Genomic DNA, 21325 nt, shown 5'->3' with positions numbered 1-21325 from the left:
GGGTTCACGCCTGCCGGTGGGCCGGTTTGCTGGCGGTGGAGCCCGGGAACCGGGTATGGTCACCGATCGTTGCGAACAGTGACCGGATGGCGACACGCTGGTGAGCGTGCGCCGGAGCACGGGCTGCGTGCCGCTCCGGATCGGGTCGCGACGGAGCGATGTGCCGGGCGAGGGGGTGCGGCTAGCATGACCGGGGTAGCGGTGGGCAGGGCACGGGTGCCGTCACCGGGCAGGCAGGCGACAGGAGGGCGAGCCCTGATGCAGAAGGCGAAGATCCTCCTGGTCGACGACCGGCCGGAGAACCTGCTGGCGCTGGAGGCGATCCTCTCCGCCCTGGACCAGACGCTGGTGCGCGCCGCCTCCGGCGAGGAGGCGCTCAAGGCGCTGCTCACCGACGACTTCGCGGTGATCCTGCTGGACGTCCAGATGCCCGGGATGGACGGCTTCGAGACCGCCGCCCACATCAAGCGGCGCGAGCGCACCCGGGACATCCCGATCATCTTCCTGACCGCGCTCAACCACGGCCCGCACCACACCTTCCGCGGCTACGCGGCCGGGGCCGTGGACTACATCTCCAAGCCCTTCGACCCGTGGGTGCTGCGCGCCAAGGTTTCCGTCTTCGTCGACCTGTACGTGAAGAACTGCCAGCTGAAGGAGCAGGCCGCGCTGCTGCGGCTGCAACTGGAGGCGGGCGGCGGCGAGCCGGCCCTGGGCGGGGCGCTGCTGGGCGAGCTGTCCGCGCGGCTCGCGGCGGTCGAGGAGCAGGCCGAGGCGCTGGGCAAGCAACTGGACGGCGTGGACGACGCCGGGGTGGCCGCCACCGCGGCGCACCTGGAGCGGAAGCTGACGGGGCTGCGGCGGGCGCTGGACGCGCTGCGCCCCGGCGCCGGGTAGTCGCCCGGGTGCCGCAGCGGCACCCCCGTCCGGTGCGTCCGTCCGGGTGGTTTCCCGGGGCGGGCGGGTGAAGTCGGATCAGCGTGACGGTGTGTCTGCGACACGTCCGGGCGGCCCGGCTCGGCCACATGTGCACCGGTGGTCCACCCCGGTAGGCTGCTGACCCATGGCCACACGTACGCCCGGAAGCGCGGCACGCAACCCGAGCCCGGGACCGTCCAAGAAGGCCGCGGCGAAGGCTCCGGCCAAGCCGCCCGCGAAGAAGGCGGCGGCGAAGAAGGCGGCGCCCGCGAAGAAGGCGGCGGCCAAACCGGCCACCCCGCCCCCGCCGCCGCCCCGGCCGATACTCTTCCGCGCCGTCCGGGTGGTCTGGCTCGGCCTGGCGAACAGCATCGCCGCGGTGTTCCGGGGCTTCGGCCACGGCGCCAAGAACCTCGACCCGGCCCACCGCAAGGACGGGCTGGGCCTGCTGCTGTTCGCGCTCGCGCTGGTGACCGCCGCCGGCACCTGGTTCAGCGAGCAGGGCTGGCTGAACGACGCGGCCACCAACGTGGTCTCCGGACTGTTCGGGCGGCTCGACGTGCTGGTGCCGTTCCTGCTGGCCGGGATGGCGATCCGGCTCTGGCGCCACCCGGAACTGCCGGAGGCCAACGGCCGGATCATGATCGGGCTGACCGCACTGCTGGTCGGTGTGCTCGGGTTGGTCCACATCGGCTGCGGCGCCCCCATGATGGGCAGCGGCGCCTCCCGGATAAGGGCGGCCGGCGGCATCCTCGGCTGGGCCGCGTCCACCCCGATGATGGCCGCCGCCGGACCGGCGCTGGCCGTGCCGCTGCTCCTGCTGCTGGCCTTCTTCGGCCTGCTGGTGGTCACCGCGACCCCGGTCAACCGCATCCCCGAGCGGCTGCGGGCGATCGGCGTGCGGCTCGGCGTGGTCGAGCCGGGGCCGGAGGACGAACTGGCCGAGGGGCGTGCGCCGGAGCGCGAGCTGTCCACCGAACCGCCGGAGGACGCCGACCCCTCGGCGCTGCCGTTCACCCTGGACACCGAGGGTACGGACCCGGGCGACGAGGTGGCCGCCCGTCGGCGCCGCCGTCGGCGCAAGCAGTCCGACGAGGACCCGGCCGTCGTGCCGGTCTCCTTCACCAAGGAGCCGCTGGACCCGTACGCCACCCGCGACCTGGCCGCCGGCGCCGCCGCCGACCTGGACGGCGCGCTGGTCTACGGGGTGCCCGCCTCCTCGGCGGTGGCCGACATGATGCACCAGGTGCAGGACCGCACCGCCCCGCCGGAGGAGGCCGCCGTCCCGGCCGCCCGCAACGGCGGCCCGGGCGCGCCGGAGGAGCACGGCCCGGCGCCGGTGCGGATGGAGCAGCTCCAGCTCTCCGGCGACATCACCTACTCCCTCCCCCCGCTCGACCTGCTGGAGCGCGGCGGCCCGGCCAAGGCCCGCAGCGCCCTCAACGACGAGGTGGTCGCCCAGCTCACCAGCACCTTCACCGAGTTCAAGGTGGACGCCCGGGTCACCGGCTTCACCCGGGGCCCGACGGTCACCCGGTACGAGGTCGAGCTCGGCCCGGCGGTCAAGGTGGAGCGGATCACCGCGCTGGCCAAGAACATCGCCTACGCGGTGGCCAGTCCGGACGTGCGGATCATCAGCCCGATCCCGGGCAAGTCCGCGGTCGGCATCGAGATCCCCAACCGGGACCGCGAGATGGTCAACCTCGGCGACCTGCTGCGCTCGCGTGCGGCCGCCGAGGACACCCACCCGATGGTCGTCGGCATGGGCAAGGACGTCGAGGGCCACAGCGTGATGGCCAACCTCGCCAAGATGCCCCACATCCTGGTGGCCGGCGCCACCGGCGCGGGCAAGTCGTCCTGCATCAACTGCCTGATCACCTCGGTGCTCGCCCGGGCCACCCCGGACGAGGTGCGGATGGTGCTGGTCGACCCCAAGCGGGTCGAACTGACCGCGTACGAGGGCATCCCGCACCTGATCACACCGATCATCACCAACCCCAAGAAGGCCGCCGAGGCCCTCCAGTGGGTGGTGCGCGAGATGGACATGCGGTACGACGACCTCGCCGCGTTCGGCTTCCGGCACGTCGACGACTTCAACGCGGCGGTGCGGGCCGGCAAGGTCACCCCGCCGCTCGGCAGTGAGCGCGAACTGATGCCGTACCCGTACCTGTTGGTGATCGTCGACGAGCTGGCCGACCTGATGATGGTCGCGCCGCGCGACGTCGAGGACTCGGTGGTCCGGATCACCCAGCTGGCCCGGGCGGCCGGCATCCACCTGGTGCTGGCGACCCAGCGGCCCTCGGTGGACGTGGTCACCGGGCTGATCAAGGCCAACGTGCCGTCCCGGCTGGCCTTCGCGACCTCCGCGATGGCCGACTCCCGGGTCATCCTGGACCAGCCCGGCGCGGAGAAGCTGATCGGCAAGGGCGACGCGCTCTTCCTGCCGATGGGCGCCAGCAAGCCGATCCGGATGCAGGGCGCGTTCGTCACCGAGGCGGAGATCGCCGCGGTGGTGCAGCACTGCAAGGACCAGCTGACCGCCGTCTACCGGGACGACGTGACGGTCGGCGGCGGGCCGAAGAAGGAGATCGACGAGGAGATCGGCGACGACCTGGACCTGCTGATCCAGGCGGCCGAGCTGGTGGTCTCCACCCAGTTCGGCTCGACCTCGATGCTCCAGCGCAAGCTCCGGGTCGGGTTCGCCAAGGCGGGCCGGCTGATGGACCTGATGGAGTCGCGCGGCATCGTCGGGCCGAGCGAGGGGTCGAAGGCGCGTGACGTGCTGGTGAAGCCCGACGAACTGGACGGGGTCCTGGTCACGCTGCGCGGCTGACGGCCCGTACGCGGACGGCCGGTGCGCCGCAGGGGGTGTCACCCGTTCGGGGGAGGGTAGGCGCACAGGTGGGAACCGGCCGCGCGCACCTCGCGTCACACGCCGCGAAGTGAAGCCCGGGCGCCCCCGCGCACGCCCCGCTGACGGCCGTTCAGCGGGGCCCCGGGCTCCGGGCGGGGCGGGCACGCGCATTCGGTCCTGTTCCGCTTGAGAAACGATCCGCCCGCGCCCCTAGACTGTTCCCCAGCAGGTGGCCATCCGCTCGAAAGGCGTGCCCCGTGACCATCGGCAAGTCCCCCGACCGCGAGAACGCCCCGTCGTCCCCGCAGCCCGTCGACGACGCGGCGCAGGCGGCCGATGCCCCGAGCATCGGCCGGGTGCTGTCCACCGCCCGGATCGAGGCCGGGCTCACGGTGGACCAGGTGAGTACGGCCACCCGAGTCCGGGTGCCGATCGTCCATTCCATCGAGGAGGACGACTTCGCGCGCTGCGGCGGCGACTTCTACGCCCGCGGACACATCCGCTCGATCGCCCGTGCGGTCGGTGTGGACGGCGAGGCGCTGGTCGCCCGGTACGACGCCGCGCACGGCGGGTCGCCCGCCTCGAAGCGTCCGACCCAGCTGATCGAGAGCGGCCCGATCAAGGTGCCCAGCCGTGGCCGGCCGAACTGGACGGCGGCGATGGTCGCCGCGATCGTCGCGGTGGTCGCCATGATCGGCTTCAACCTGGTGAGCGGCAAGGGCGGCCACACCACCACCGGCTCGGCCAGCGCGCCGCTGCCCAGCGGCTCCGGCACCGGCTCGGTCGCCCCCGCCGCACCCTCGCCGACCGTGCAGCCGCCGGCCCCCGCGCCGAGCGCCGCCGCGATCGCCGCCGTCCCGGCCGACAAGGTCACCGTGAAGCTGGTCGCCGAGGGCACCAGCTGGGTGTCGGCGGTGGACGGCAGCGGCAAGTCGCTGTTCCAGAACAACATCAGCGAGGGTCAGGACCAGACCTTCACCGACCCGAAGCAGATCAAGCTGGTGCTCGGCAACGGCGGTGCCGTTCACGCGTACGTCAACGGCAAGGACCTCGGTCTGCTCGGCAAGGACGGCCAGGTGGTGCATGTCACGTACACGCCCGGCGATCCGCAGGCGGGCTGACCACAGGGCCTCTCCAGGGCCCCGCGGGCCGCTCCGCGGGGCGGTGAAGATCTGGCAATCCGAGGCGCGTGGCCTCCGGGGCGAACGGCACCGGAGGCCGCGCGTTAATCTTGGGCCTATGCCTGAACGCCGCACTGTCGCCCTTGTCACGCTCGGATGCGCCCGCAACGAGGTGGACTCCGAGGAACTCGCCGGGCGACTGGAAGCCGACGGCTGGTTGCTCGTCGACGACGCCGCCGAGGCCGATGTCGCCGTCGTCAACACCTGTGGCTTCGTCGAGGCCGCCAAGAAGGACTCCGTGGACGCCCTGCTGGAGGCCAACGACCTCAAGGGGCACGGCCGCACCCAGGCCGTCGTCGCGGTCGGCTGCATGGCCGAGCGGTACGGCAAGGAGCTCGCCGACGCGCTGCCCGAGGCCGACGGCGTGCTCGGCTTCGACGACTACGCCGACATCTCCGACCGGCTGCAGAACATCCTCTCCGGCGGCCACCACACCGCGCACGTCCCGCGCGACCGCCGCAAGCTCCTGCCGATCAGCCCGGCCGAGCGGCAGTCCGCCGCCGAGGCCGTCGCGCTCCCCGGCCACGGCGCCGCCGAGACCCCCGCCGAGCCGATCACCGACCTGCCCGACGGCCTCGCCCCGGCCTCCGGCCCGCGCACCCTGCGCAAGCGGCTGGACGACAGCCCGGTCGCCTCGGTCAAGCTCGCCTCCGGCTGCGACCGCCGGTGCTCCTTCTGCGCGATCCCGGCCTTCCGCGGCTCGTTCATCTCCCGCCGGCCCTCCGACGTGCTGCACGAGGCCCAGTGGCTGGCCGGGCAGGGCGTCCGCGAGATCGTCCTGGTCAGCGAGAACAACACCTCGTACGGCAAGGACCTCGGCGACATCCGGCTGCTGGAGACGCTGCTCGGCGAGATCTCCACGATCGACGGCGTCGAGCGGGTCCGGGTCTCCTACCTCCAGCCGGCCGAGATGCGCCCCGGCCTGGTGGACGCGATGACCGGCACCACCGACGTGGTGCCCTACTTCGACCTGTCCTTCCAGCACTCGGCGCCGGCCGTGCTGCGCCGGATGCGCCGCTTCGGCTCCACCGACCAGTTCCTGGAGCTGCTGGGGACCATCCGCGACAAGGCCCCGCAGGCCGGCGCCCGGTCCAACTTCATCGTCGGCTTCCCCGGGGAGACCGAGGAGGACTTCGCCGAGCTGGAGCGCTTCGTCACGCACGCCGGGCTGGACGCGATCGGCGTCTTCGGCTACTCCGACGAGGACGGCACCGAGGCCGCCGGCTACGACGGCAAGCTGCCCGAGGACGTGATCGCCGACCGGCTGAGCCGGCTGAGCCGACTGGCCGAGGAGATGACCGCCCAGCGGGCCGAGCAGCGGATCGGCACCGAGGTCGAGGTGCTGATCGAGTCGATCGAGGACGACGTGGTCGAGGGCCGGGCGGCCCACCAGGCCCCGGAGACCGACGGCCTGACCACCCTCACCGGGGTGGCGGACCCGCGGATCGGCCAGTTCTACCGGGCCCGCGTGGTGGCCAGCGAGGGCGTCGACCTGATCGCCGAGGCGCTGGAGCAGGTGCGGGTCGGTCGCACCCCCGGAGCCGGGGAATGACCAAGGGGCCCGGCGCCCCGGCCGCGGCCCACCCGGGCAGACCGGCGGCCGCGGTGCCGCCGGCGCCGGGGGTGTGGAACATCGCCAACATGCTCACGATGCTCCGGCTGCTGATCGTGCCGGTCTTCGTGACGCTGCTGTTCGCCGACGGCGGGCACGACCCCAAGTGGCGCTCGGTCGCCTGGGCCTCGTTCGCCATCGCGATGATCACCGACCTGTTCGACGGCGAGCTGGCCCGGCGCAAGGGACTGGTCACCGACTTCGGGAAGATCGCCGACCCGATCGCCGACAAGGCGATCATGGGCTCGGCGCTGATCGGCCTCTCGCTGCTCGGCGACCTGCCCTGGTGGGTCACCGTGGTGATCCTCTCCCGCGAGCTCGGCATCACCCTGATGCGCTTCTGGGTGATCCGCTACGGGGTCATCCCGGCCAGCCGCGGCGGCAAGCTCAAGACGCTGACCCAGGGCATCGCGGTCGGCATGTACGTGCTGGCGCTCACCGGCTGGCTGGCCACCGGGCGGGCGGTGCTGATGGGCCTGGCGGTGCTGCTGACCGTCGGGACCGCGTTGGACTACGTCGGCCAGGCGCTGCGCCTGCGCCGCGAGGGACTGGCCGCGGAGCGCGCGGGCCGGTGAAGGGGGACTGCGGGGTGGCTGCCGGGGCGGACGGCGGGGACACGGGGGCGGACGGCGGGGTGGACTACGAGCTGGCCGCGCGGGCGCACGCCGCGCTGCGCGGGGCGGGCGGCACGGTCGCCGTCGCCGAGTCGCTGACCGGCGGTCTGCTGGCGGCCGCGCTGGTGGACGTCCCCGGGGCCTCCGCGACCTTCCGCGGCTCGGTCACCGCGTACGCCACCGAACTGAAGGCCTCGGTGCTCGGCGTGGACGAGGGCCTGCTGGCCGTCCACGGGCCGGTGCACCCGGTGGTGGCCGGGCAGATGGCCGAGGGCGTGCGCAGGCTGCTGGGAGCCACGTACGGGCTGGCGACGACCGGGGTGGCCGGTCCGGAGCCGCAGGACGGGCAGCCGGTGGGCACCGTACACCTCGCGGTCGCCGGTCCGCAGGGAACTCTGGTCAGTTCGCACCGGCTGTCGGGCGGGCGTGCCACAATCCGTCACGGGGCGGTGACCGCCGCCCTGCAGCTGCTCGTCGGGCGGCTCCCGGCCGGTGCGCCCACGACCTGAGCCCGCGGAGCCCGCACCCGCCCGTCTCGCGCCCCGTTCGAGGGCCCGCGGAGGCGCACTGGAGCCCCGCGCGCGGAGATCTCCACCGAACCGAGATCTGCCGAACTGGCGCGTGGGCACGGCACAGCTGGAGGATCGTGTTACATCCAACAGCCTGGTTGGGCAGAAACCAGGTGGCGAACGAGTTGCGTGACGGTGGCCGGGCGGCCCGCGACGGGTACCACGAGGGGCCCGCGGACCCGGGTACGACACCGGAACGAGGAGGGGGACAGCCTTGCAGCCCAGAGTGAACACGACCAGGGTCCCCGCACCGGATGCGGGCAAGGCGGTACGGTGGGGGCGTGACATCTCGATCCGCAGTCCGAGGAGGGAGGCACCGATGATCCTGCTCCGTCGCCTACTGGGCGATGTACTGCGTCGGCAGCGCCAGCGCCAGGGCCGCACACTCCGCGAGGTGTCGGCGGCCGCCAGGGTTTCGCTCGGGTACCTCTCCGAGGTCGAGCGGGGACAGAAGGAGGCCTCCTCGGAGCTGCTCTCCGCCATCTGCGACGCACTCGACGTCCGGATGTCCGAGGTCATGCGCGAGGTGAGTGACGAGCTGTCGCTCGCCGAACTTGCGGCGATGGCCACCCTCTCCGAAGGTGATCTGCTGAGGCCGGTACTCGAACCGGTACCGCTCCCCGCCCCGGGCAGCGACCGGGCGAACATGTCGCCCAAGGCCGCCGCCATGGACGTGGTCGCCGCCTGACCCGGCCTCGACCACCGGGGCGATCGGCCCCGGGGCGAGCGAAGGAGGGCGGTCGTGCGGACAGTCGCGACGGCGTGCGTGCGGGCCCGAATACGGCTGCGGCGCCTGGTGCCGTGGCCGGCCCGCCGGGTCCTGGTGGTGCTGTCGGCCGGGCTGCTCTGGTGGCTGGTCGTCATCCGCGGGCAGCTGGCCGACGGCGCCGTGCTGGGGTTGCTCGCGGCCGGCGGCTGGGGGCTCGGCCTGATACCCGTGCACGCCGACCGCAGTGCGACCGGGCCGGACCGGCGCCGGCGCGGCGAGGTCCTGGGTCGGGCGGAGGCACCGCCGCCGACCGCGGGGTGAGCCCGGGGGGTGCTCACCCGAACGGGTGATACGAGCGAACGAAGGCCGTGGGGCGCGCAGCCCCGCGGCCTTCAGCGCTGTCCGGGGCTCACGGGGCTCAAGGGGCTCGCGCGGCCCGGGGCCTGGGGCCCGGGGGCCGTCACGGGCGCAGTCGCAGACCGCGCGGGGTGGCGTGGAAGCCGGCCTCCTCCAGCGCGGCGCCCAGCTCGGAGCCCAGGGCGGGCTCGCCGTTGGCCCGCTCGACCGTGACGCTGCCCAGCGCGCCCTCCCGGGCGGCCGTCGCGAGCGCGGCGACGGCCAGGGCGCGGGTGGTCCCGTCCTCCGGCCAGGCCAGCAGCGACTTGCCGCCGCGCTCGACGTACAGCGCCAGTGCTCCGTCGACCAGCACCACCAGGGCACCCGCCTTGCGGCCGGGTCGGTGCGCGCGGGCCTCCTTGGCCCCGGGCGCGGTCGGCGGCTCGGGCCAGGGCAGGGCGGCGCCGTAGGCGTTCGCCGGGTCGGCGGCGGCCAGCACCAGCACCTGCGGGGGCTCGGCGGCCGGGGCGGCCGGCCAGGAGGTGGCGCCGGCCCGCTCCAGCCGCCCGTTGATCGAGCGCAGCCGGTCGGCCGCGCCCTCCATGGCGAACTGCGCCCCGCCGAGGCCCTCGACGAAGTAGCCCCGGCGGGCCCGGCCGCGCTCCTCCATCGCGGCGAGCACCCGGTACACCCCGGCGAAGCCGCCCGGGACCCGTTCGGCGGCCACCGTGCCCCGGGTGAGCAGGCCGTGCCGGTCCAGCAGGGTCTGCGCCTGGGCGGTGGCCCGGACCGTCGGGTCGGCGGCGAGGGCCGGCAGCAGCGACCAGCGCCCGGCCACCGTGGGCGGGCCGCCGCGCAGGGCGCCGCCGACCCGGCCGAAGGCGCGGCCCGCACCGCCGTAGCGGCCGCGCGGGGTGGCCCTGGGGGCGCGGTGGGCGGTCGCGCCGGCGGTGCGGCCGGAGCCGAGCAGGGCGCGCAGCGGAGCGAGGGTGTCGTTGCTGACGTAGCCGGCCCAGGCGAGGTCCCACAGGGCCGTCACGATCTCCGGCTCGGGGGTCTCGTCCCCCTCGGCCCGCAGCCGTTCGACCAGCTGGCGGAAGAACAGGCCGTAGCCGCCGGTGAGGGCCGCCATCAGGGCGGTGTGCACGGGGGTGACGGCGGGCGGGACGGGCTCGGGGCGCAGCAGGTGGGCGTTCTCGGCGAGGTGCAGGCTGAGCCAGCCGTCCTTGCCGGGCAGGGCGCCGGCGCCGCACCAGCCGATCTCGCCGGCCGCCATCAGTTCGTCCAGCAGGCCGGGGGAGTAGTCGGCGAGCCGGGCCGGGAGGATCAGCTTCTCCAGGGCGGAGGCGGGCAGTGCGGTGCCCTGGAGCTGTTCGACCACCCGGAGCAGGCCGTCCGGGCCGCGCAGCCGGTGGCCGGCCAGGTGCTGCCACTGGGGGAGGAAGGCCGCCAGGGCGCGCGGCGGGACGGGCTCGACCTCCTGGCGCAGCGCGGCCAGCGAGCGGCGGCGCAGTCGGCGCAGCACGTCGGCGTCGCACCACTCGGGGGCGGTGTGCCACTCCGGGGCGACGTGACTCTCGGCGGGCCTGAACTGGCCCTGGACCAGCCGGCCGGCGGCGGTGAGGCGGTGCAGGACACCGGTGACGACGGCGGTGCCGAGGCCGAGGCGGGCGGCGGCCTCGGCCGCGGTGAACGGGCCGTGGGTGCGGGCGTGCCGGGCGAGCAGGTCGCCCAGCGGGTCCTTGACCGGCTCGGTGAAGGCCTCCGGGACGCCGACCGGCAGCGGGGTGCCGAGCGCGTCGCGCAGCCGCCCGGCGTCCTCGATCGCGGCCCAGCGCTGCTCGCCGGCAATCCGGACCTGGATCACCCGGCGGGCGGCCTCCAGCTCCAGCGCCCAGAGCGGTTCGGCGCCGCGGGCGGAGAGTTCGGCCTCGGTGAGCGGGCCGAGCAGGCGCAGCGCGTCGGCGACGCCCTCGGCGTCCTTGACCCGGCGGTCGGGGGTGAGGCGCTGGAGCTCGGCCTCCAGCTCGGCGAGCACCCGGGGGTCGAGCAGCTCGCTCAGCTCGGCCTGGCCGAGGAGTTCGGAGAGCAGCCGGGAGTCGAGCGAGAGGGCGGCGGCGCGGCGCTCGGCGAGCGGGGAGTCCCCCTCGTAGAGGAACTGGGCGACGTAGCCGAAGAGCAGCGAGCGGGCGAACGGGGAGGGCTCGGGGGTGGTGACCTCGACCAGGCGGACCGCGCGGGATTCGAGGTCCCCCATCAGCTCGACGAGGCCGGGCACGTCGAAGACGTCCTGGAGGCACTCCCGGACGGCCTCCAGGACGATCGGGAACGAGCCGTACTCGGAGGCGACTTCGAGGAGTTGGGCGGCGCGCTGGCGCTGCTGCCAGAGCGGGGTGCGGCGGCCGGGGCTGCGGCGCGGCAGCAGCAGGGCGCGGCCGGCGCACTCGCGGAAGCGGGAGGCGAACAGGGCGGAGCCGCCGACCTGGTCGGTGACCAACTGCTCGATCTCGCCGGGGTCGAACAGGGCGGCGTCGGCGCCGACCGGGGCGTCGTCCGGAGCCGAACTCGCCTGCTGCGACAGGTCCGAGGGGCTGCCGAAATCGAAGTCGGGGGCGAGCAGGTCGGCGTCCGGGAGGCGGAGCACGATGCCGTCGTCGGCGTGCATGACCTGGGGGTCGAGGCCGTGCTTCTCGCGCAGCCGGGCACCCAGGGCGAGGGCCCAGGGGGCGTGCACCTGGGCGCCGAAGGGGGAGTGGATGACGATCCGCCAGTCGCCGAGCTCGTCCCGGAAGCGCTCGACCACGATGGTGCGGTCGTCCGGGAGGTGGCCGCAGGCGGTGCGCTGTTCGGCGAGGTAGTCGAGCAGGTTGGCGGCGGCCCAGTCGTCCAGGCCGGCCTGCTTCAGCCGTGCGGTGGCGGCCTCGGCCGGCAGGGCGCCCAGCTCGCGGGTGAACGCGCCGAGGGCGCGGCCGAGTTCGAGCGGGCGGCCGAGGGTGTCGCCCTTCCAGAACGGGAGTCGGCCGGGGACGCCGGGGGCCGGGGTGACCAGCACCTTGTCGTGGGTGATCTCCTCGATCCGCCAGGAGGTGGTGCCGAGGGTGAAGACGTCGCCCACCCGGGACTCGTAGACCATCTCCTCGTCGAGCTCTCCGACCCTTCCGCCGCCTTTTTTCGGGTCCGCCCCGGCGATGAAGACGCCGAACAGGCCGCGGTCGGGGATGGTGCCGCCGGAGGTGACGGCGAGCCGCTGGGCACCGGGGCGGCCGGTGACGGTGCCGGCCACCCGGTCCCAGACCAGGCGGGGGCGCAGCTCGGCGAAGGCGTCCGAGGGGTAGCGGCCGGCCAGCATGTCGAGCACGGCGTCGAAGGCGGACTGCGGGAGGGTGGCGAACGGCGCGGCGCGGCGGACCACGGCGAGCAGCTCGTCCACCGGCCAGCCGTCCAGTGCCGTCATGGCGACCAGCTGCTGGGCGAGCACGTCCAGCGGGTTGCGCGGGATGCGCAGCGCCTCGATCCGGCCGGCCCGCATCCGCTCGGTGACCACGGCGGACTGGACCAGGTCCCCGCGGTACTTGGGGAAGAACACGCCGGTGGAGACCGCGCCGACCTGGTGGCCGGCCCGGCCGACCCGCTGGAGGCCGGAGGCGACCGAGGGTGGGGACTCGACCTGGACCACCAGCTCGACGGCGCCCATGTCGATGCCCAGCTCCAGGCTGGAGGTGGCGACCACGGCGGGCAGCCGACCGGCCTTCAACTCCTCCTCGACCAGGGACCGCTGCTCCTTGGAGACGGAGCCGTGGTGGGCCCGGGCGAGCACCGGGGGCACGCCCCTGGCCGCGCCGGAGCCGCCCATCAGCTCGGCGGGGGCGTGCGCCTCGGGCGGGGCGGTGCCGGTGGCGCGCTCGAAGGCGATCTCGTTCAGCCGGTTGCACAGGCGCTCGGCGAGGCGGCGGGAGTTGGCGAAGACGATGGTCGAGCGGTGCGCCTGGACGAGGTCGACGATCCGCTCCTCGACGTGCGGCCAGATCGAGGCCTGCCGCTGCGGGTCGGAGCCGGCGGCGCCGCCGGTGGCCGGGGCGGCGGGCAGGTCGTCCAGGTCGGGGACCGGGACGACCACGGACAGGTCGAACTCCTTGGCGGCGGCGGGCTGGACGACGACGGCGCCGCGCTGCGGGCTGAGGAAGCGGGCCACCTCCTCGACCGGGCGGACCGTCGCGGACAGGCCGATCCGGCGGGCCGGGCGCTCCAGCAGTTCGTCCAGCCGCTCCAGGCTGAGCGCCAGGTGGGCGCCGCGCTTGGTGCCGGCGACGGCGTGCACCTCGTCCAGGATCACCGTGTCGATGCCGCGCAGGGCCTCCCGGGAGGCGGAGGTGAGCAGCAGGAACAGGGACTCGGGGGTGGTGATCAGGATGTCCGGCGGGTGGGTGGCGAAGCGACGGCGGTCGGCGGCCGGGGTGTCGCCGGAGCGGATGGCGACCTGGACCTCCGGCTCGGGCAGGCCGAGCCGGACGGCGGCCTGGCGCAGGCCGGTCAGCGGGGCGCGCAGGTTGCGCTCGACGTCCACGGCGAGGGCCTTGAGCGGCGAGACGTAGAGGATCCGGCAGCGGCGCTTGGTCTCGGCCGGGGGCGGGGTGCTGCTGAGCCGGTCCAGGGCGGAGAGGAAGGCGGCCAGCGTCTTGCCGGAGCCGGTGGGGGCGACGACCAGGACGTCGGTGCCCCGGCCGATGGCGCGCCAGGCCTCGGCCTGGGCGGTGGTGGGGGCGGGGAAGGCACCGGTGAACCAGGCCCGGGTGGCCGGGGCGAATCCGGCCAGGGGGTCGTCGGCGGGCGGCTGGGTCGGGTGCTGGGGCGCCATGCCCCCATGGTGCCGGGTGGGACTGACAACCGGGGCGGGTGCGGCTGTGGCGGGGTGGTTGCCGGGGGCGGGTGCGGTGAGCGGTGTAGTTAAAGGAGCAAAAAAGGCAATCCGCTCATATGGTGATGATTCAGACATGTGATCCACCCGTGACAAACCGGACCGACGAGCGGAGACCGTGCGATGGTGCAGGTGCACCCGTCCGGCAGCCCCGGCCGTGCCACCCGCCGCCGGGTCCGCGGGCCCGCCCGCGCGCTGCTCGCGATGCTGCTCACCGCGCTGGTGGCCGGCGGTGCCGTCCCGTACGCGTCCGGGCCCGGCCGGGCCTACCTCAGCTACCTGGTGCTGGCCGAGCAGGAGGACGCGGGCGGGGCCGCCCGGGCCGGGGCGGAGAGCCGGGCGGTCGGCGGACAGGTGGTCCAGGAGTACCCGCAGATCGGCGCCGTCCTCGCGTACGCCACCGGCGGCTTCGCGGACCGGCTGCGGACCAGGCCCGGCATCGCCGCGGTCGGCGCCACCCGGACCGCGCCGGTGGTGGGACCGCCCCGCTCGGTGGACGGCGCCGGGGACTTCGCGGCCGGCACCGACCGGCGGGCGGGCGGCAGCGCCGACCGGCAGGAGGGCACCACCGTCACCGTGCCCGACCCGGCCGAGGGCGACCCGTGGAACCTCGCGATGCTCGGCGCCGCCGGCCCGCGCACGGGCGACGCCTCCAGCGCCCTGCGTGGCCCCGCCGACGGCGCCGCGCCCGCCGACGCGCTGCGCCGGGTGCTGGTCGCGGTGCTCGACTCCGGCGTCGACGACACCCACCCGGACCTGCGCTCCGCCGTCGACCCGAAGGCCTCGGCCTCCTGCGCCGACGGCCGGCCGGACGCCCGCACCGGCGCCTGGCGGCCCGATCCCGGGGTCGGCGAGAGCGGCCACGGCACCCACGTCGCCGGGATCGTCGGCGCCGTCCGGGACGGCCACGGCGTCACCGGGGTCGCGCCGGGCGTGCGGATCGCCGCCGTCCGCCTGCTCGGGCCGCTCGGCCAGTACTACGCCGAGAACATCGTCTGCGGCATGCTCTGGGCGGCCGACCACGGCGCCAAGGCGATCAACAACAGCTACTTCGCCGACCCGTGGAAGTACAACTGCCCGGAGGACCCCGACCAGGCCGCGCTGATCGCCGCCGTCTCCCGGGCCGTCGGCTACGCCCAGCGCAAGGGGGCCGTGGTGGTCGCGTCGGCGGGCAACGACGGGCAGGACCTCGGCGCGGCCAGGACCGACGAGCGCAGCCCCAACGACCGGGTCTCCGGCCCGCCCCGCACCCGGTACCTGGGCACCGAGTGCGTCCGGCTGCCCGGCGAGCTGCCCGGGGTGGTCACGGTCACCGCCGTCAACCGGGACGGCCACCCGTCCGGTTACTCCAACTACGGGCGCGGCCGGGTCTCGCTGGCCGCCCCCGGCGGCGACCCGGACGGCGGCCCGCAGGGGGCGGTCGTCTCCGACTGGCCCGGCGGGCAGTACGCGGCGCTGGCCGGCACCTCGATGGCGGCGGCCCACGTCTCCGGTGCCGTCGCGGTGGCGGCGGCGCTGCACCCCGACTACGGCTCCGGGCCGCTCGCCGCCCTGCTGGCCAGTACGGCGGCCGCGGCCTGCCCGCCCGGGCCGTACGCCTGCGGGGACCGGCAGTACTTCGGGGCGGGGCTGCTGAGCCTGCCGAAGTGAGCGGGCGGGGCGGGGCGGCCGGGGGCGTCGGGGCGGCCGGAGGGCCGGGTGGCGGTGGCCGACCGGTGGCGGGCCCGGGGCGATGCGGCGGGCTCCGGGATACTGGGTCCATGAGGCTGACCGAGTTCTGGCGACGGATGTACGAGCACTTCGGCGAGGTGTACGCGGAGTCCTTCGCGTCCGACCACGTGATGAGCGAGCTCGGCGGGCGGACGGTCCGGCAGGCGCTGGAGGCGGGCTGGGAGGCCAAGGACGTCTGGCGGGTGGTCTGCGAGACCCAGGGGGTCTCGACGCTGCTGCGTTGAGCGCTGCGGCCCGCCCGGTATGGGACAGACTGTCCGGGTGACAAGCAGCGCAGAACAGCGGAATTCGGACAGGGCGGTGCGGGGCGCCGACGAGCGCCCGAGTGACGGGCGCGTGGGCGACGGGAGCGTGGACGGCGGGCTGTCGGGCGGCGGACTCTGGGGCGGTGGGATGCCACGCTGGCTGCCGCGGGCGATGGTGCTGGCCCTGGTGCTGGTCGGGCTGTTCCAGCTCGCCGACTGGGCCTTTCGCCAGCTGATCGACCTCTTCGTGATGCTGCTGGTGGCCTTCTTCCTGTCGCTGGCGCTGGAGCCGGCCGTGGACCGGATGGCGGCGCGCGGGGTGCGCCGGGGGGTCGGCACCTTCCTGGTGTTCGTCGCGGTCGGGGTCGCGGTGGCCGGATTCCTCGCGGCGCTCGGCACGCTGCTGGTCGATCAGGTGGCGAAGATCGCCGGGGACCTGCCGCACCTGGTCGACAACCTGATCGGCTGGGTCAACCGGACCTTCCATCAGGACCTTTCGCTGGGCGAGCTGCAGAAGAAGCTGCTCAAGGACTCCGGCGCGATCGAGAGCTACGCCCAGCAGGCCGCTGACAACGTCTGGGGCGTCTCCTCCACCGTGATCGGCGGGCTCTTCCAGGCCTTCACGGTCGGCCTGTTCACCTTCTACTTCACCGCCGAGGGCCCCCGGGTGCGCCGGACGGTCTGTTCGCTGCTGCCGCCCGCCAAGCAGGGTGAGGTGCTGCGGGCCTGGGAGATCGCGCTCGCCAAGACCGGCGGGTACCTGTACTCCCGGGCGCTGCTCGCGGTGGTGTCGGCGGTCGGGCACTGGGTGATGTTCGCGCTGCTCGACCTGCCGTACTCGGCCGCGCTGGCGGTCTGGGTCGGCGTCATGTCGCAGTTCGTGCCGACCATCGGGACGTACCTGGCCGGTGCGCTGCCGGTACTGGTGGCGCTCACCGTGGAGCCGGTGGACGCGCTCTGGGTGCTGGTCTTCGTGGTGGTCTACCAGCAGGTCGAGAACTACCTGCTGCACCCGAGGATCACCGCCAGGACGGTGGACGTGCACCCGGCGGTGGCGTTCGGCGCGGTGATCGCGGGGGCGGCACTGCTCGGCGCGGTGGGCGCGCTGATCGCCATCCCGGCGGCGGCCACCCTGCAGGGCTTCGTGGGGACGTACGTGCGGCGGTACGAGGTGGCCACCGACCCGCGGATCGACCGGGGCGAGCAGCGCCGGGCCCGTCGGGAGCTGCGTCGGGAGGCGGCGCGGCGGCTGCGGCGGATGGTCGGCGGCGACGAGGACTGAGCCGTCCGGCGTTCGGACGTGCGAGGCTTGAATCGAACAGATGTTCTTTGTACTCTCCGGCGAGGAGTTTTCCACAGGCAGGCCCCGGTCGGGCTCGTTTGTCAGTGGGACGCGCTAGCGTCGAGGACGATGAAGCGCACAGCACAGAACCCGAGGGAAAAAGCCATGGCAGGTACGGACCGCGAGAAGGCCCTTGAGACCGCACTCGCCCAGATCGAGCGGCAGTTCGGCAAGGGCTCGGTGATGCGCCTCGGCGAGAAGGCCAACGAGCCGATCGAGGTGATCTCCACCGGGTCCACCGCCCTGGACGTCGCCCTCGGTGTCGGCGGCATCCCGCGCGGCCGGGTGATCGAGATCTACGGCCCCGAGTCCTCCGGCAAGACCACGCTGACCCTGCACCTGGCGGCCAACGCCCAGAAGGCCGGCGGCACGGTCGCCTTCGTCGACGCGGAGCACGCGCTCGACCCGGAGTACGCCAAGAAGCTCGGCGTGGACACCGACGCCCTGCTGGTCAGCCAGCCGGACACCGGTGAGCAGGCCCTGGAGATCACCGACATGCTGATCCGCTCCGGCGCGATCGACCTGGTGATCATCGACTCGGTCGCGGCGCTCGTCCCGCGCGCCGAGATCGAGGGCGAGATGGGCGACTCGCACGTCGGTCTGCAGGCCCGGCTGATGAGCCAGGCGCTGCGCAAGATCGCCGGCGCGCTGAACCAGTCGAACACCACCGCGGTGTTCATCAACCAGCTCCGCGAGAAGATCGGCGTCATGTTCGGCTCGCCGGAGACCACGACCGGTGGCCGGGCGCTGAAGTTCTACGCCTCGGTCCGCCTGGACATCCGCCGGATCGAGACCCTGAAGGACGGCACCGAGGCGGTCGGCAACCGCACCCGCGTCAAGGTGGTCAAGAACAAGGTCGCCGCGCCGTTCAAGCAGGCCGAGTTCGACATCCTCTACGGCGTCGGCATCAGCCGCGAGGGTGGCCTGATCGACATGGGCGTCGAGCACGGCTTCATCCGCAAGTCGGGCGCCTGGTACACCTACGAGGGCGACCAGCTCGGCCAGGGCAAGGAGAACGCCCGCAACTTCCTGCGGGACAACCCGCAGCTCGCCGACGAGATCGAGCGGAAGATCAAGGGCAAGCTCGGCATCGGCCCGAAGACCGAGGAACCCGCCGCCGAGGGTGAGGCATCGGCCGCCGCCGCCGACGGCGCCGCCAAGCCGATCACCGCGACCGCCGCCAAGACGGCCGCGGCGAAGAAGACGGCGGCGGTCGCCAAGGCCTGAGCCGTTGATGCGGGAGCACAGCACCACGGGCGGCGGCCCGGCGGGCCCGGACGCTGACGACTACGGCCCGCCGGACTGGTTCGCCGCAGTGGCGGAGGAGCCCGATCCGGAGCCGGCGCCCGCCGCGCCGACCCGGGCGCGGGGGCGGGCACGGTCGGGGTCCGGGGCGGGAGCACGGCCGGAGTCGCGTTCCCGGGGGGAGCGGACCGCCACCGCACGACGGGCATCCGGTTCGGAGCCGGAGTTCGACCGGGCGCCGGTCCGGGCGCGGCGCGGCGCGGCGTCCGGACCGGCTCCGGCGGAGGCATCGGCGTCGGTCGACGCGCTCGGGCTCGTCCCGGCCTCCGAGCTGCCCACCGGTCGGCGTCGGCGCCGTTCGGCGCTGGTGGCCGAGGAGTACGACGCGCCCGCGGGCGCGGACCCGGGTGCGGACGAGGGCCCGGGTGCGGCGGAGGCGGCCGGTCACGGGGGTGCGACCGCCTCGGCCCGCGGTGCCACCGGTGCGGGTCGACGCCGCCGGGGTCGGCCCGGGGCGGACGCCGCCGAGGACGCGTCGGGCGAGGAGGCCGTCGGTGCCTCGCGGAGGACCGGCTCCGCGCGTTCCGAGCGCTCGGACGCGAGCGGGCGTGGCAGGGCCGAGGAGTCGGCCGATCCCGAGACCCGGGCCCGCGACATCTGTATGCGGCTGCTCACCGGCGCCGCCAAGACCCGCAAGCAGCTCGCCGACGCCCTGCACAAGCGGGAGATTCCGGACGGCGTCGCCGACGAGGTGCTCACCCGGCTCGAAGAGGTCGGGCTGATCGACGACGCGGCCTTCGCCGCGGCCTGGGTGGAGTCCCGGCACGCCGTCCGGGGGCTGTCCCGGCGGGCGCTGGCCCAGGAGCTGCGCACCAAGGGCGTGGCCGCCGAGCTGGTCGAGCAGGCCGTTGCCGGGCTCGACCACGACGACGAGACCGAGGCGGCCCGGGCCCTGGTCGAGCGCAGGCTCCGGGCCACCCGCGGGCTGGACCCGCAGGTCCGGACGCGGCGGCTGGTCGGCATGCTGGCCCGGCGCGGCTACTCCGAGGGCCTGGCGTTCCGGGTGGTGCGGACGGCCCTGGAGGAGGAGGGCGCGGACGAACTGCCGGACGGGGAGCCGCAGTAGTGCGCGTTCCGTACCTACCTGTTCGGGCGGCCGGCCCGGCGCGCTGACCTGTCCGGGCCGGATCCGGGTCACGGTGGTGCGGGGGAGCCGGGTCACCGCGGTGGCCCGGTAGGGCCGGTCCGTCGGATCCGGCCGGGCCCGCGGCGGGATCCGCCGGACGGGCCCCGGGCGGTCAGGGCGACTCGGCCGGCGCGGGCACCTGCCCGGCCTCGGGTGCGGCGGCCGCGGTCGGCTCCGGCTCGGGCCCGCCGGTGAGCGGGGCCGGCCCGCCCCGGGCCCGGTCGGCGAGCGCCAGCAGGTCCTCGGCGGCGGCGCCCTGGGTGACCCCGACCAGGTGCCCGTCCGGCCGGATCAGCAGCACGGTGTGCGGACCGGCGCCCGGGTACTCCTCGGTGACCAGGACCTCGGCGGGCACCGGCAGGGCGGCCGCGACCTCGGCGAGCCGGGGCATCAGGCCGGCCCCCAGCCAGTGCTCGGCGGACCAGACGGCGGTGCCGGGGGCGACCAGCAGCAGCAGGAAGGTGGCGCCGAGCCGGGCGTGCAGGTGGTCCGGGGTGCCGTCGGTGGAGAGCACCGGCAGGTCCGGCACGAGCACGCCGGGGGCGGTGGCGGGCAGCAGTTCGCTGAGCGAGGTGGTGCTCCGGCTGCCGCGCTGCACCGGCACCCGGCCGGGGACGCCGGAGGGCGCCGCCGGGTAGGCGGGCGCGCCGCCGAAGCGGCCGGTGCCGAGCTGGCCGTCGGCGAGCAGCGGCGCGTGCTTGCGGAAGCCGCCGACCAGCAGCGAGCGGCGGGTCTGCTGCCAGCCGCGCAGCGGGCGCAGCAGCGGCATCGCCTGGTCGACGGCGCGCAGCCGGGCGCCGACCGCGCCGCGCCGTTCGGCCTCGTAGCCGTCCAGCAGGGAGCCGCCGGGCTGCGGGCCGCCGGAGTGCAGGTGCCAGGCGAGGGCGAGGCGCCAGGCGAGGTTGTCGGCGTCGCGCAGCCCGTCGGCGAGGTTCTGCATGCCGAGGGCGCCGTGCAGGTGGGCGGCGTCGCCGGCGAGGAAGCAGCGGCCGCTGCGGAAGCGGGCGGCGAGCCGCTGCTGCGCGGTGTGGTCGGCGGCGGCGAGCAGTTCGAAGCGGGGGAGTTCGCCGCACCAGCCGGTGAGGGTGGCGGTGACCCGGGTGAGCAGGGTGTCGCCGGTGACGATGCCGGGCCAGGTGGCGTGCGGGTCGACCGGTTCGGTGGGCGCGGGTCTGCCGGGCGGCAGCCGCCAGTCGAGCCGCCAGACGCCGTCCGGCAGCGGACGGGCGGAGGCCTCGCGGTCGCCGCGCCACGGGGGCTCGCGGTGCAGCCGGGCCTCGGCGAAGGGCAGGTCGACCCGGACGGTGGCGATGGCGTTGCGGTCTACGGCCGGGCGGCCGGGGAAGCGGATCTTCAGCAGCTTGCGGACGGCGGAGCGGGCGCCGTCGCAGCCGACCAGGTGGCTGCCGCGCCACCAGGTGGAGGCGCCGTCCTGGGTGCCCACGGTGCGGACGTTGACGCCGTCGCGGTCCTGTTCGAGTTCGACGACGCGGCTCAGCGGGACGAGCTTGACCAGCGGGGTGCCGGTCAGGGCGTCGCGCAGGCCGCGCTGGAGGCGGTGCTGGGGCAGGTGGAAGGTGGGCGACTCGGTGAGGTCGAGCCGCAGCACCTCCTGGCGGCGCCGCCAGATGGCGAAGGAGTCCCACAGCGCGGAGTCCGAGACGGCCCGCGGGTAGCCGATCCGGGTGAGGAAGGCGGTGCTGTCGGCCCCGAGGACGACGCTGCGCGGGCCCTCGGGGCAGAGCCCGGAGCCCTCGTCCAGGACGACGGTGGGCACCTCGTGCCGGGCGAGTGCGAGGGCCAGGGCCAGACCGACCGGTCCGGCCCCGACCACGATCACCGGGTCCATGCCGTGACCTCCGGGCACGAAC

The 21325-nt window shown here is 74.9% G+C and carries 15 protein-coding genes; 13 read left to right on the top strand and 2 right to left on the bottom strand.

Annotation, left to right across the window (positions count from 1 at the left end):
* The first annotated feature begins 255 nt into the window (after positions 1 to 255).
* The 8 genes from ABTY15_RS13250 to ABTY15_RS13215 all read left to right on the top strand — a co-directional run bounded on the left by ABTY15_RS13250 (position 256) and on the right by ABTY15_RS13215 (position 8775).
* A complete protein-coding gene (locus ABTY15_RS13250; RefSeq protein ID WP_350581357.1) occupies positions 256 to 894 on the top strand; it encodes a response regulator in 639 nt (212 codons plus the stop codon).
* A 166-nt stretch (positions 895 to 1060) separates the two neighbouring features.
* Positions 1061 to 3748, top strand: a complete 2688-nt coding sequence (locus ABTY15_RS13245; RefSeq protein WP_350581270.1) for a DNA translocase FtsK — start codon at positions 1061 to 1063, stop codon at positions 3746 to 3748.
* Positions 3749 to 4026: 278 nt separating this feature from the next.
* A complete protein-coding gene (locus ABTY15_RS13240) occupies positions 4027 to 4890 on the top strand; it encodes a helix-turn-helix domain-containing protein (RefSeq protein WP_350581266.1) in 864 nt (287 codons plus the stop codon).
* 118 nt (positions 4891 to 5008) lie between these two features.
* Entirely contained in the window at positions 5009 to 6502 is a 1494-nt protein-coding gene (gene rimO, locus ABTY15_RS13235) for a 30S ribosomal protein S12 methylthiotransferase RimO (protein ID WP_350581263.1), read from the top strand.
* Positions 6499 to 7137 carry a CDP-diacylglycerol--glycerol-3-phosphate 3-phosphatidyltransferase gene (gene pgsA, locus ABTY15_RS13230; RefSeq protein ID WP_350581257.1) on the top strand — a complete coding sequence of 213 codons (639 nt, stop codon included), beginning with the start codon at positions 6499 to 6501 and terminating at the stop codon, positions 7135 to 7137. Before rimO ends, pgsA begins: the two co-directional genes overlap by 4 nt.
* A gap of 71 nt (positions 7138 to 7208) precedes the next feature.
* Positions 7209 to 7685, top strand: a complete 477-nt coding sequence (locus ABTY15_RS13225) for a CinA family protein (protein ID WP_350581351.1) — start codon at positions 7209 to 7211, stop codon at positions 7683 to 7685.
* 379 nt (positions 7686 to 8064) lie between these two features.
* Positions 8065 to 8433, top strand: a complete 369-nt coding sequence (locus ABTY15_RS13220; protein ID WP_030057586.1) for a helix-turn-helix domain-containing protein — start codon at positions 8065 to 8067, stop codon at positions 8431 to 8433.
* A gap of 54 nt (positions 8434 to 8487) precedes the next feature.
* Positions 8488 to 8775, top strand: coding sequence for a hypothetical protein (locus ABTY15_RS13215; RefSeq protein WP_350581253.1), 288 nt, complete (start codon positions 8488 to 8490; stop codon positions 8773 to 8775).
* Positions 8776 to 8914: 139 nt separating this feature from the next.
* Here ABTY15_RS13215 and ABTY15_RS13210 read toward each other — a convergent pair whose 3' ends face one another.
* On the bottom strand, positions 8915 to 13645 hold the full coding sequence (locus ABTY15_RS13210; RefSeq protein ID WP_350581250.1) for an ATP-dependent helicase: 4731 nt from the start codon (positions 13643 to 13645) through the stop codon (positions 8915 to 8917).
* 183 nt (positions 13646 to 13828) lie between these two features.
* On the opposite strand from ABTY15_RS13210, the gene ABTY15_RS13205 reads away from it, so the two are divergent.
* From ABTY15_RS13205 to recX, 5 genes are all read left to right on the top strand, one after another.
* A complete protein-coding gene (locus tag ABTY15_RS13205) occupies positions 13829 to 15355 on the top strand; it encodes a S8 family peptidase (protein ID WP_350581246.1) in 1527 nt (508 codons plus the stop codon).
* A gap of 110 nt (positions 15356 to 15465) precedes the next feature.
* A complete protein-coding gene (locus tag ABTY15_RS13200) occupies positions 15466 to 15660 on the top strand; it encodes a DUF3046 domain-containing protein (protein WP_350581244.1) in 195 nt (64 codons plus the stop codon).
* A 112-nt stretch (positions 15661 to 15772) separates the two neighbouring features.
* Positions 15773 to 16963, top strand: a complete 1191-nt coding sequence (locus ABTY15_RS13195) for an AI-2E family transporter (RefSeq protein ID WP_502893490.1) — start codon at positions 15773 to 15775, stop codon at positions 16961 to 16963.
* A gap of 165 nt (positions 16964 to 17128) precedes the next feature.
* Positions 17129 to 18250, top strand: coding sequence for a recombinase RecA (gene recA, locus ABTY15_RS13190; protein ID WP_350581242.1), 1122 nt, complete (start codon positions 17129 to 17131; stop codon positions 18248 to 18250).
* Between the two features lie 7 nt (positions 18251 to 18257).
* Positions 18258 to 19394, top strand: a complete 1137-nt coding sequence (gene recX, locus ABTY15_RS13185; protein WP_502893489.1) for a recombination regulator RecX — start codon at positions 18258 to 18260, stop codon at positions 19392 to 19394.
* A 172-nt stretch (positions 19395 to 19566) separates the two neighbouring features.
* Here the strand turns inward: recX and ABTY15_RS13180 are convergent, their stop codons facing one another.
* Positions 19567 to 21303, bottom strand: coding sequence for an FAD-dependent monooxygenase (locus ABTY15_RS13180; protein ID WP_350581241.1), 1737 nt, complete (start codon positions 21301 to 21303; stop codon positions 19567 to 19569).
* Positions 21304 to 21325 lie beyond the last annotated feature (22 nt).

It is taken from the genome of Kitasatospora sp. NPDC097643, assembly GCF_040302625.1.
Taxonomy (GTDB): Bacteria; Actinomycetota; Actinomycetes; order Streptomycetales; family Streptomycetaceae; genus Kitasatospora.
The sequence above is the reverse complement of the archived record's forward strand: the minus strand, read 5'-3'. Positions and strand labels throughout refer to the sequence as shown.